We start from the raw sequence: 12,392 nt of genomic DNA, 5'->3' as shown, positions 1-12,392 counted from the left end.
TATTTAAGAAGGACCTTTTTTATAATTTTAGTTATCTTTTATTTTACATGTAACACTGTTTAAATTACCAGATACTATGTATGTAATGTCATCTTGACCATTTGAAGGTTTAGGGCAATTAACATAATCTGAGGTACTATTGCCACTAGCTTGACTAGCTTTAGACCAAGGCATGATTCTAACTTGTTCATTACCAAAGTTTATTGTACCTAAGTCTGCATACCAGCTTCGAGGTGTTACAGTGTCATTTTTATTAACTTGATAGAAAGGTATGTTTGATGAGATATCTACACTAGCATTTTTATCAGCACCAGTATTTGTATCATCACTGTCATTTCCTTCAACATTAATATCAAGAGCTTTTTGCCATGCTTCTGCACCAGTCATTTCACTAGAGAAGATTAGTTTATATTGGCCTACAGGTAAGTTTTCAATCTTCCAAGCTAAGTCATATGTTGCCATAGGTTCTATCATTATATTATTTTGACGTTTAACAGCTTCACCATTTTTATTTTGTAATACTACAGAAACATTTGTTTCTTTAGAGCCGTGAGACATTATTTTCGCATTTAAGTTTAAATCCCCATTCCTATCAGTAGTATACGTTTCTTTAAGATCCATTAAATGAAGCATGTTTTTTAGGTTATGATCGGCTAATTGATGAGTTATGCCTATTTCAGTAAATGGTTTGTTAGCTGTTTGGTATATTTTTAGGTCATCACTGCTATTAGCAATGCTGCCGCTAGTACTTTTAATACCAGCCATAAATTTCTCATTAAACTTGGATTTGCTAAGTTCATTAATTTTATTGGTCAAAATATTTATAATATCAGCACTAGTCATACCTTTCTCAACAGTCATTAGTTCATATTCTTGTTGTGAGTCTGGAAATATGAATAATCCAATTTTATCACCCGCAGAAAAAGAATCAGGGTTAATATTTAGCTGACCAATTTGATCTGGATAATTGTCATTAGGGTTTACGGGTGAGTTATTTTCATCCTTGCCAATTAACTTCCATGGACCATATAATTCACCAGGTTCTTGACCAGGGTTTACGTACCATTTAGACTCATAAATACTACCTTCATAGACTACGCGAATTCCACTATCTCTATATGTTTTACTAGAGTCATAGATTGGGGTGTCACTGCTGTCAGTATCCCCAGAAGATGATCCATCAGGTTTTATTATAGTGCCTGCAGGCACATCGTTCGTGAAATCAAGATCAATTAGGTTGTAGAAGCTAGCCGCGGTATCATCAACATCCCACACAGCCATAATTACTTGATATCCTGCTCTTTGGGGCATTGTGCAAGTAAATGTTAATCCATCCATCGGTGGTTGGTTTGGAGCTACCCATGCTGGCTGAGGGTTGTAACAGTTAAGAGGAGTACTTTCAAAACTATCTCTCGTTAATAGTTTATCTGGGTCCCAATTAGGCTTAGTAATATAGAAATCAAAAGTTTTTGATTTATGGTTTGCAGTAAATTGCCATTTTATATCAAGAGGTTCTCCAGGCCTAACAGCTGTTTTAGCCCAACGAGACTGTTCTTGTTCATCAAGGGCTTCAAAACCTGTTACACCAGCACTCCCTATATTGTTGTTTAGTAAAGAAAGAGGTTCACCTGTACTACTATTGAACTGGAAGTCAGCAGCCTCCACTGACTGTGGTTCATACCTTGATCTACCGCAGTCGGTATTGTTACCTTGTTTACACATAAAGTTTCTTGATTCTGGGCTTTCAACATAGCCGTGAGAAAACGCTTGGGTTGAAGCTAACATTGCTAAACCTGTTAGTACTGTTATTTTGTTAAGTTTCATAATAGAACTCCTATTTATATTTTAAACAAAAGCAGCTAGGTACCTTAATATTCCTAACTACTAATTTCATCGTATATAATAAGAATGTAAAAACCAAATTTATTTATTTTAGAAGGTGTTTTCGTTTAAAAGAGCTTAAAACATACAAATTAATATGGAGTACCTTTTATACTGTGGTATAGAAGAAGTTTTGTTTTAGTTTAAAATAATAAATATTGATTGCATGAGAATTATCTTGACAAATGGGTTTTAGGTTTTAATTTACATAATTATATGCTATGGCTATAATCTTATCTATAAGAAAAATGTTTACCGATAAGTATCAAAGACTAATTTGCAAAATTTTTAGTATCTAATATAATATCTCGGTTAATATTCAAAACTATATAAGATCTAAGCTTATGATAAAAATTACATTTCCAGATGGTTCTATGAAAGAGTTTGATAGTGGTGTTAATTCACTACAAATAGCAAAATCAATCTCACCAGGATTAGCAAAAGTTACAGTTGCTGCTTATATTGATGATAAGCTTTGTGATGCAAAAGATGCAATTATAACTGACAGTACTTTAAAGCTAATTACTGTAAAAGATGAAGAGGGACTAGAGATACTTCGCCACTCATGTGCGCATTTATTAGCTCATGCAGTAAAAGAGCTTTATCCTAGTACGGAAGTGACTATAGGCCCTGTTATTGATAATGGCTTCTTTTATGATTTTTCATTTAAAAAACCAATTGGTGAAGCAGATCTTACAACTATAGAAAAAAAGATGAAGCAATTAGCTAAAAAGGGCTCGCCTGTAAGCTATGAAACTGTATCGAAAGAAAAAGCTATCGAAATATTTAAAGCTCAAGGTGAAAACTACAAGGTTGAGATAATCGCTAGCATTCCAGATGAGAATGTAAAGATATACACACAAGATAATTTCTCAGATTTATGTAGAGGTCCGCATATTCCTAGTACTGCGGTATTAAAAGCATTTAAGCTTACTAAGTTGGCTGGTGCATATTGGCGTGGCAATTCTGACAATGAGATGCTTACTAGAATATATGGTACTTGTTGGGCTACGAAAGAAGATCTTGAGAATTACCTAACAATGCTTGAAGAAGCAGAAAAACGTGACCATCGTAAGATTGGTAAAGTTTTAGATTTATTCCATTTTCAAGAAGACTCTCCAGGGATACCATTTTGGCATGATAATGGTACTAGAATTTGGCGAGAAGTTGAAGACTATATGCGTGCTTCAAACAACAAGTATGGTTGTAGTGAAATAAGAACTCCACTAATTGCAGATTTTTCAATGTGGGAAAAGTCTGGTCATGCTGATAAGTACGCAGATAATATGTTTGCAACTAAATCAGAAAATAGAGATTTTGCAATCCGTCCAATGAATTGCCCAACTTGCGTGCAGGTTTATAACACTAAACTACATAGCTATAGAGATCTACCGGTTAGAATGGCAGAGTTTGGTATAGTACATAGAAATGAGCCCTCAGGTTCGCTTCATGGACTTTTACGCGTTAGAAGTTTTACACAAGATGATGGTCATGTATTCTGTACTTCTGAGCAGGTTGAAGAAGAAGTTATTATGATGGTTAAGCAGTGCTTCGAAGTCTACAGTGATTTTGGCTTTAATGATTTCTCTGTAAAGATAGCTTTACGACCTGAGCAAAGAATTGGTGAAGACGATGTTTGGGATAAGTCTGAGCAAATGCTTAAAAATGCTTTAGAAGCAAATAATGTTGAGTATGATCTTTTACCCGGTGAAGGAGCTTTTTATGGTCCTAAAATTGAGTTTCATCTAAAAGATGCTATCGGTAGAAGCTGGCAGTGTGGCACGATACAGCTAGATTTCTCTATGCCTGAGAGATTAGGTGCTACTTATATTGATAAAAATGGTGACAAACAAGTTCCTGTGATGTTGCATCGTGCTATAGTTGGGTCACTAGAGAGATTTATTGGAATGCTTATCGAGCATTATGCTGGAAATCTACCGTTATGGCTGGCACCTGTACAAGTTGTTGTGGCTGGTATTAGCAATTATCAAGATGATTATTGTAAGAAAGTGTATCAAACACTTGAGAAAAGTGGCATAAGAGCTAATTTAGACTTGAGAAATGAGAAGATAGGGTTTAAAATACGAGAGCATACTCTTTCGCGTGTACCATATTTTGTGATTCTTGGTAAAAATGAAGAGGAGCAACAGATTATATCTGTAAGAAAACATAATGGCGAAACTCTAGGTCAAATGACTGTAGAGGAGTTTTGTGAGTTCTTAGATAAAGAAATTAAAAGTAAAGAATAGCAAATTTCTCAGGAGGAATATAGTTATTAAAGCAGAAAAGAAAGCACTAATTAATGATCAAATAAGAGCAAAAGAAGTGCGTCTAGTTGGAATTGAAGGGGAGCAGTTAGGTATTGTTTCTCTTAACGAAGCATTAGCGTTAGCAGAAAAAGCTGGCGTTGATTTGGTTGAAATGGTAGCGAATGCTAAGCCACCAGTTTGTCGTTTGATGGACTATGGTAAATACTTATTTGATTTAGGTAAGAAAAAAGCACAAGCTAAAAAGAACCAAAAGAAGACACAGGTCAAAGAAGTAAAGCTTAGACCTGTGACTGATGTCGGGGATTACCAGGTAAAACTACGCAACCTGATAAAATTCCTAAATAACGGCGATAAAGTAAAAGTTACTCTAAGGTTTAGAGGCAGAGAGATGTCACATAAAGAGTTAGGTATGGAAATGCTTAAGCGTATGGCAGCTGATGCACTAGAGCACGGAGTGGTGGAACACCAACCTAAGATGGAAGGTCGTCAGATGATAATGGTTCTAGGACCAAAGAAAAAATAACAACAATAACAGCAACAAATGCGGAGTATTTGAAAAATGCCAAAGTTAAAATCTAAGAGTGGTGCTTTAAAGCGCTTTAAAAAGACGGGCAAGGGTGGTTTTAAACATCGTTGTGCAAATCGTGCTCATATCAACACTAAAATGACAACTAAAAGAAAGCGTCATTTAAGAGGTATGAATCAAGTAGCGAAAGTTGATACAGCTAGTCTAAATCAACAAATGCCTTACGCATAGATTAACAAATTTTTAAAGTGGAGAAATAAACCATGTCAAGAGTAAAAAGAGGCGTTACGGCGCGCGCAAGACATAAGAAAGTCTTAAAACAAGCAAAAGGTTATTATGGTGCTCGTTCAAGAGTATATAGAGTAGCTAAACAAGCGGTAATTAAAGCAGGTCAATATGCTTACAGAGATCGCAAAAATAAGAAAAGAACATTTAGATCTTTATGGATTGTTCGTATTAATGCTGCAGCTAGACAACATGACATTAGCTATAGCCAATTAATTAATGGTCTTAACAAAGCTGGTGTAGAACTAGATCGTAAAGCATTAGCAGAATTAGCTGTATACAACAAAGATGCATTTGGTGCAGTTGTTGCAAAAGCAAAAGAAGCATTAGTTTAAAAAATATTTCTTAAAGAAAATCTAACAGTGAAATCTCACTATCTATTACTTATGAAAAGACTACTTTTAGTAGTCTTTTTTTGTCTTGGGCTTATATTATTTTTTATATTTGATGGTTTCAAATATTTTAACTTAAATGAGATTCAGCATATTTATTATAAAATGGTAGACTACTCGAAGCTAAATTATATTAAAGCTTTATTTATCTATATATTTTTATATATAAGTGCTGTATTTTTTTCTATACCAGTAAAGCCTTTTCTTAAGATAATAGGCGGCTTGATATTTGGTTTGTGGATAGGGTTTATATCTGCATTATTTTCAGCAACAACTGGTGCAATGCTAGTATTTTTATGTGTTAAATACGGTTGGGGAAGATCTGTTGATAGTGGTAAGGTAAATTATTATTCAAAATTCAAAACCTTAGTTCAAAACCATCCTGCGAGTACTTTATTAGCATCAAGATTATTACCACTACCTTTTTTTATTCCAAACATACTAGCTGGAATCTTGCAGATTAAAAGTAGAGTGTTTTTCCTTACAACTTTAGTCGGGATTATTCCAGTTACATTTGTGTATGTGTGGCTAGGTACTCATTTAGGAAAATCTTTATCTCGTGAAATTACTAACTTTATTGATTATAAGTTTGTTTTAGCATTAAGTTTGCTTGGTTTATTGGCATTATTGCCTTTAATTGGTAGAAACTTTTTGAACAGACAATTTAAGAAGTGATTAGAGATTTTAATAATAAATAAGTGATAGGTGTATTATTTTCCCCATTATATTTTTATTTAATAAAAATTACAGTTTTTGCTTTTTATAATTCCAAAAAAGTATTAAAATCATTAGTGTAATTATTTTAACTAACAAAAGGTTTGTGATGTCTGAAGATTTGATGATTTTTAGTGGTAATGCTTCTAAAGAATTGGCATGTGAAGTGGCAAAAGAGTTGGGAGCAACACTTGGCAATGCAACTGTCGATAAATTTAAAGATGGTGAAATTCAAGTGGTACTAAATGAAAATGTCAGAGGAAAGGATGTGTTTGTGATACAGACTACTTGTCCTCCTTCAGATAATCTTATGGAGTTAGTTCTTTTAATTGATGCATTAAAAAGGTCATCAGCTGAAAGAGTTACAGCGGTGTTACCATATTTTGGGTATGCTAGACAAGATAGACGTTCAAAATCTGCAAGAGTACCTATTTCAGCTAAAGTGATAGCTAATTTACTTCAAGCTGTCGGATTAGATAGAATATTATCTGTTGATATTCATGCTGAGCAAATACAAGGATTCTTTGATATACCTTTTGATAATGCTTTTGCAACTAAGATATTTCTTGAGCATGTACGTAAAAATCCATCAAAATTTGAGAATATTAAAATTGTGTCTCCAGATATGGGTGGTGTAGTTAGAGCAAGATCTGTTGCTAAAAATTTAGGTGTAGAAATTGCTGTGGTTGATAAAAGAAGACCAAAGCCAAATGTTGCGGAAGTTATGAATATTATAGGTGATGTTGAAGGTAAGCATTGTATTTTGGTCGATGATATTATGGACACTGGTGGAACTATGTGTCAAGCAGCCAAAGCTCTTCTCGAAAAAGGAGGGGCAACTAAAATCTCAGCTTTTTGTGTACACCCTTTACTTTCAGGCGATGCTATTGAAAATATTGAGAATTCTGCGATTGATGAGCTTATAGTTACTGATTCTATAGCTCTTAAAGAAAATGCAAAAAAATGTAGCAAGATAAAAATTATATCTTTAGCTCCACTTTTGGCTCAAATTATTGAGAAAACTAACGGTGAAGAATCTGTTAGTGACATCTTCCGTACTGATGGTTTGGTTGATTAGTACTTACAAGTAATTAATTTCTACCTTGAGTTTTAGCAGTTTATTTACTACAATAGCTTAGTTAATCTAGGGTCGCATAGATTACGTAACAATAAATGTTTAAATAAAACAAGGAAATAACAATGTCAAATTTTAAATTGAAAGCGCAAAAAAGAGATGACTTAGGTACTGGTGCGAGCCGCCGCTTAAGAAAAACTGGAAGTATTCCAGCTATTATTTATGGTGGTAACAAAGAAGCTGTATCTCTAGTAATTGAGCATGATAAATTATTACACGCTACAGAAGATAAAGCATTTTTCTCAAGTGAAATCACTTTAGATGTGGATGGTTCAGAAGAAAAAGTAATCATTAAAGCTCTTCAAAGACACCCATACAAAGTTAAGTTAGTTCATGCTGACTTTATGAGAGTATAAATCTTTTATATTTTTTAAATCTATCTATATTCTATTATTAATATAAGTTCTTGTGCTAAAATTATTTTCATATAAATAATCAAACAGAGTGTTATGGGTACATATACCGTAATTATAGTTATAACTGTATTAATCAGTGCATCTGCATTTTTCTCAAGCTCAGAAACAGCTATGATGGCTTTAAATAAGTATAAATTAAAGCATCTTGCAAAAAATAACGACAAAGCAGCAAAGAGAAGCTTATCTTTGGTGTCTAAACCTGAAAAGTTACTTATAACGATACTAATAGGAAATACGTTTGCAAATATATTTGCAGGAACAGTTATATCTTCATATTCAGAAGATCATTTTGGAGATGTCGGGCTTTTAATATCTACGATAGTGGTAACAATGCTTGTACTTATATTTGGTGAGATTATACCTAAGTCATTTGCTGCGGTATATCCTCAAAGGCTGGCATTTCCCTTTTCATTACCATTGAAGTTTATAATGTTAGTACTATATCCAGTAACAATTATACTGAATACTATATCTACTCTTACTCTAAAAATATTTGGTATTAAAATAGAAACTGTAAATAATGAATCTTTAAATAAGGAAGAGATACATACAGTAGTGCATGAATCTAATTCAAAGCTTGGTGCTAAGAATAAGAATATGTTATTGGGTGTATTAGAGTTAGATAAGATAACTGTTCAAGAAGTGATGACACATTTTAATAACATAGAATATATTGATTTAAGTAATTCAACAGATAAGATTCTATCTAGAATATCAAAGGCAAAATCTATTAATTTAGTTGTGTGTGATAGTAGTATAAATAATGTTGTAGGCACGGTGAATATAAAGCAAATAAATAACCTTCTGATTTCATCGAAATCTATTACTAAAGGTAAGCTTCGTAGATTAGTTAGTCAGGCTTACTTTATTCCTGAAACAGTATCTTTACAAACACAACTAATAAATTTTCAGAAGAAGAGTAAGCGCTTTGCTATAGTTGTAGATGAATATGGTGATGTAAATGGTGTAATTACTATAGAAGATATTATGGAAGAAATTGTTGGAGAGTTTTCAGATAGGTTTGACATTCATAATAATATTAGAAAATTAGATGATACGAGTTATCTTGTTGGAGGAAGTGCGACTCTTAGAGAGATTAATAGACACATTGGTATACAATTTAAAAGTGAAGATGCGAAAACACTTTCTGGCTTAATAATTGAAGAGATTGAAAATTTACCATCTGGTAACTGTTGCATTAGATTTGATAACACCTTATTAGAAATATTAGATATTCATGAGAATAAAATAGTCTCAATTAAGCTTAGCTTTTTGTAGAATTCTTTAATTAAGAAAATATATTCTAAAATAAATATTGATACATTGCTATAACTGCAATCGTTGCTCTGTTACAATTTAGATATTAAATATAAAAAAATCTGATAATGCTACAAAAAATCAGAGAAATAAAAAGAAAACTAACGAGTAGAAATTCACTTAATAACTCATATCTTAATGAGCTTGTTTCATCGATTCATCGAGCTGATATCAAGGCTACTGTATTTTCGATTTTCTGGGCAGCAGGTCCAGTAACAATCATTGCTATTTCACTGGGTTATTATTTGAGTCATGGAGTTAGAGTACCAATAGAGACAGTTTTATATTTTTCATTTTATGTGTTTTTTGTAGGTCTTGTAGGTTTTGTTAGTAAATTAGTATTTGACTCTATACAGTATAGAAAAAAAGAGGCTATACAGGAAAAATTTTTAACTGTTATAGATGAGTCTTATAATAATCTCTTTTTATCAAAGAAGCTTAATCTTGCAAATCTTACTGATGATGTTAAAAACAATAAAATTGCTTACGATATTCTTTGTAAATCACATCCAACAAGTAAAGAAATTTTTTATGCTTTTGATTTACACTTTGATACAGAAATTGCTGAATTTGTTCAAATAATTCACCTGTATAAAGAAAATGGTTTTCCAATTGATAGTCAGGCTAATCGTCAAAAGTTAATTAAATATTATAAAAAAATAGATATAAAAGTTGACATTCCAGATATTTTAAAAATGAAATTTTTAGAAGCTTTGAAAGGAGATTATGCTAGTATTAAAAAAGGTGTTGAGAGAAAGCTTGGCTTCTTAAGTAAAATTTATAATAGTTCAGGTCAACATGGACTTTTTGATTTAGATGATGCATACCATGCAATAGCATTTTTTATTGAACTATTATCTGGTAGGAAAATCTATTATTATAAGGCTATTTCAAAGTTTGATGATGTTAAGAAAGATTATTTGTTTAAATCAATAGAGAGTTTAAGAGATAAAATTATTCAAAAATATAATCATATACAAGGAGTTCATAAACAATTATTTTTAACTGTATCTGAGATGTTACCAAATCTAGAGTTGTGTGAAGTGCTTAATATAAGTGAAGATATATCTTATAACCTGAGTCTTTTAGATGAGTCATTAAAAGAGATAAGGGTTAGATCTTTAGATAGATCTGTTAAAAAACAATTTCAACTGTCTAGATATCGCTTTCATCAAAACCTTCGCATAATAAATACACTTTTAAAGCGGTTAGATTTATTGTTAAAGCAGTGGCACTCTTTAAGTTTTGATAAAACTGAGCAAATTAATAACCATAATGTTAAGTATGAGCTAGCTTATGTTCAACTCGAAGAGAAGTCACGGATGTCTATTGCATATGATATGGCAACTTATCTTAATTATAATAATGAGTTTGAATCATCTGATGATATGATTAAATCATTTGCTCACCAGGTTGTTAAAATTATTCAAGAACCTATAAGTTTAGATCAACCATCAATACTAACAGCTATAGAGCTTTCAAGTGGCGCAAATTTAAGTAGTGTACAGCTAAATAATTCAACAAAACAGAAACTTGATTCTACTTATAATTTATGTAAGTCTGTAAAAACAGATATCAAAGAAATTAGACAAAGGGTTAAAAAAGTAGTTATAGCCCAGTATGCTTAACCTATGTCTATAACTCTTTTATCAAGGTTGTTGGGTTGATTGCGAAACTTATGTTTTTTACATTTAAGGATTGAGCAATTTGTATAAAAATATCATCCTGTATTTCTCTAAAGTCAGCATTAAGTACATACGCAGTCATAGCATAAATTTGGATGTTGACTCCTCTATCGCCAAAAGATCCTTCTGTACGGTTTCCAATTACAGTGCCTGAGGGGCATAGAGATACTAGAGTTTTCATGTTTGGATCAAGTTTTGGGTGGGATTTAAGAATTTTATAAATCTCTTCTTTAATCATAGATATGTCATCTAAATGCTTATAATCAACAGTAATGTTTTGCAAAATCCTTCTATGAGTTCTTCTTGCAAAGTTGGTTATACAAGTATTTAAGAAAACTGAGTTTGGAATATGCATGGGGGCCGTTTCATAACTGTCTATTTGTGTAGTAAGAGTACCAATTTTTTTAATTTTTCCTTGAAATTTTATTGATGAATTTATATCTGAAGCTACCATATCTCCCTCGGAGTATTTCCGGTTGAAGATAACAAACAGGCCACCAAAGAAGTTAGTTAATATAGTGCTTTGTGACAAAGTTAATCCAGCTATGGCAACACCACTAAATGCTCCTAATGCTGTAGGAGGGACTCTTAATGCTGCTAATATTAAAATAACAGATAAACATATTCCTATTAACTCTAAAGCTTTAAATACGGCATTTATATCTCGATAGTCTTCATAACCGCCTATGGTTTCTTGTTTCTTTTTTTCTATAAGCATCATTTTGCTTTTTTTAATAAATCTAAATAAGCTGATTATAATTGCAATATAAACGCAAAAATCAAAAATTTTGTCTGTATAGCTGATAACTATTTCTTTATAGTTTGGTAGTTGAACTATTACAAATAAATCAATACATGTCTTTATAAAATATACTGTAATAATAAGATAAAGTGTAAGCTTGAATGATTTTATGAAGCAAAACTTGATAGTGTTTTTATGTTTTGCTGTAAATATATGACCAATTATATATATAATGAGTCCTACCATTAAACATATTAATAAATCTATTAGTATGATTTGGAAAGGGTGGAGATTTTGTACTCTTAATAAAATATCATTCAATGCATTCATAATTAAGCCCCTATAGATATCAGTTAGGTTTTAAGAGTTAAAATCAACAGATTTTGAATCTGGATCATCAATTACAATATTATTCATATTAGCTGTCATAGGTGGATGAGCTACGGTTGTACTTATTGTCTTTGATGTTGTATCAGAAGTGCTGTCGGCTGTTTTAGGTTTTGCTGTTTTTTGTGCGACATTACTACTATTCATTGAGGGGTTACTTTGATTATTTAAATCGTCTACATCATAGTTTACAGGAGTGTATATGATTGATGTCTTTGAGTTTTGAGGATTAGAAATACTGGAAGCAGAAAAAATATTTTTTTCAATATGTTGGTACCCTAATACACTAATAGCTACTATCAAGACCAATATTGCCAGACGGTTGAAGTAATCAAAAACTTTTAGTTTTCCATAACTAGATTTTTTATAATATAAAATGTCTAGTTTATTTAAAATAGAAATAATTTTATTTTCTTTGACCTCTAAATATTCACAGTACCTTCTAATTTGATTCTTTAGTAAGGTACTTGATGTTTCAAGTAGAGACTTACTATCGGCATCTTCTATTAGTTTTATAGTTTCAATTGAGAGATTTGTAGCATTAGCCACAGTATTTTGCTCAAGATCTTTAGACTCTCTAATACTTTTAATATATGATTGGAAATTAAACATGTGAAAAATTGTTATTTTAAACTTAAAGAG

General features: G+C 31.8%; 12 protein-coding genes. 9 read left to right on the top strand and 3 right to left on the bottom strand.

Going from position 1 to position 12,392, the window contains the following annotated elements; genetic code table 11:
* Positions 1-27 precede the first annotated feature (27 nt).
* The gene (locus CDH04_RS06825; protein WP_112870315.1) at positions 28-1,824 is read right to left on the bottom strand and encodes a lytic polysaccharide monooxygenase; all 1,797 of its coding nucleotides are present in this window, start codon (positions 1,822-1,824) and stop codon (positions 28-30) included.
* 401 nt (positions 1,825-2,225) lie between these two features.
* Between CDH04_RS06825 and thrS the strand changes: the two genes are divergently transcribed.
* The 9 genes from thrS to CDH04_RS06780 all read left to right on the top strand — a co-directional run bounded on the left by thrS (position 2,226) and on the right by CDH04_RS06780 (position 10,564).
* A complete protein-coding gene (gene thrS / locus CDH04_RS06820; protein WP_112870314.1) occupies positions 2,226-4,130 on the top strand; it encodes a threonine--tRNA ligase in 1,905 nt (634 codons plus the stop codon).
* A 25-nt stretch (positions 4,131-4,155) separates the two neighbouring features.
* Positions 4,156-4,674: a translation initiation factor IF-3 gene (gene infC, locus CDH04_RS06815; RefSeq protein WP_213075201.1), complete on the top strand. Its 519-nt coding sequence runs from the start codon at positions 4,156-4,158 to the stop codon at positions 4,672-4,674.
* Between the two features lie 36 nt (positions 4,675-4,710).
* Complete coding sequence (rpmI, locus tag CDH04_RS06810) at positions 4,711-4,908, top strand: 50S ribosomal protein L35 (protein ID WP_112870312.1); 198 nt, start codon at positions 4,711-4,713, stop codon at positions 4,906-4,908.
* 32 nt (positions 4,909-4,940) lie between these two features.
* Positions 4,941-5,297, top strand: a complete 357-nt coding sequence (rplT, locus tag CDH04_RS06805; RefSeq protein WP_112870311.1) for a 50S ribosomal protein L20 — start codon at positions 4,941-4,943, stop codon at positions 5,295-5,297.
* Positions 5,298-5,348: 51 nt separating this feature from the next.
* Complete coding sequence (locus CDH04_RS06800; RefSeq protein ID WP_112870310.1) at positions 5,349-6,029, top strand: TVP38/TMEM64 family protein; 681 nt, start codon at positions 5,349-5,351, stop codon at positions 6,027-6,029.
* A 148-nt stretch (positions 6,030-6,177) separates the two neighbouring features.
* Positions 6,178-7,146: a ribose-phosphate pyrophosphokinase gene (locus CDH04_RS06795; protein WP_112870309.1), complete on the top strand. Its 969-nt coding sequence runs from the start codon at positions 6,178-6,180 to the stop codon at positions 7,144-7,146.
* A gap of 122 nt (positions 7,147-7,268) precedes the next feature.
* Positions 7,269-7,559, top strand: a complete 291-nt coding sequence (rplY, locus tag CDH04_RS06790) for a 50S ribosomal protein L25 (protein ID WP_112870308.1) — start codon at positions 7,269-7,271, stop codon at positions 7,557-7,559.
* 93 nt (positions 7,560-7,652) lie between these two features.
* Positions 7,653-8,897 (top strand): HlyC/CorC family transporter, encoded by a 1,245-nt coding sequence (locus CDH04_RS06785; protein ID WP_112870307.1) that lies wholly within the window; start codon positions 7,653-7,655, stop codon positions 8,895-8,897.
* A 107-nt stretch (positions 8,898-9,004) separates the two neighbouring features.
* Positions 9,005-10,564, top strand: coding sequence for a hypothetical protein (locus CDH04_RS06780; RefSeq protein WP_112870306.1), 1,560 nt, complete (start codon positions 9,005-9,007; stop codon positions 10,562-10,564).
* A 7-nt stretch (positions 10,565-10,571) separates the two neighbouring features.
* Here CDH04_RS06780 and CDH04_RS06775 read toward each other — a convergent pair whose 3' ends face one another.
* The gene (locus tag CDH04_RS06775; RefSeq protein WP_112870305.1) at positions 10,572-11,693 is read right to left on the bottom strand and encodes a mechanosensitive ion channel family protein; all 1,122 of its coding nucleotides are present in this window, start codon (positions 11,691-11,693) and stop codon (positions 10,572-10,574) included.
* Between the two features lie 30 nt (positions 11,694-11,723).
* A complete protein-coding gene (locus tag CDH04_RS06770) occupies positions 11,724-12,362 on the bottom strand; it encodes a helix-turn-helix domain-containing protein (RefSeq protein WP_112870304.1) in 639 nt (212 codons plus the stop codon).
* Positions 12,363-12,392 lie beyond the last annotated feature (30 nt).

The organism is Francisella adeliensis (genome assembly GCF_003290445.1).
GTDB classification, from domain to species: domain Bacteria; phylum Pseudomonadota; class Gammaproteobacteria; order Francisellales; family Francisellaceae; genus Francisella; species Francisella adeliensis.
This window is presented reverse-complemented; position numbering and strand designations above follow the sequence as displayed.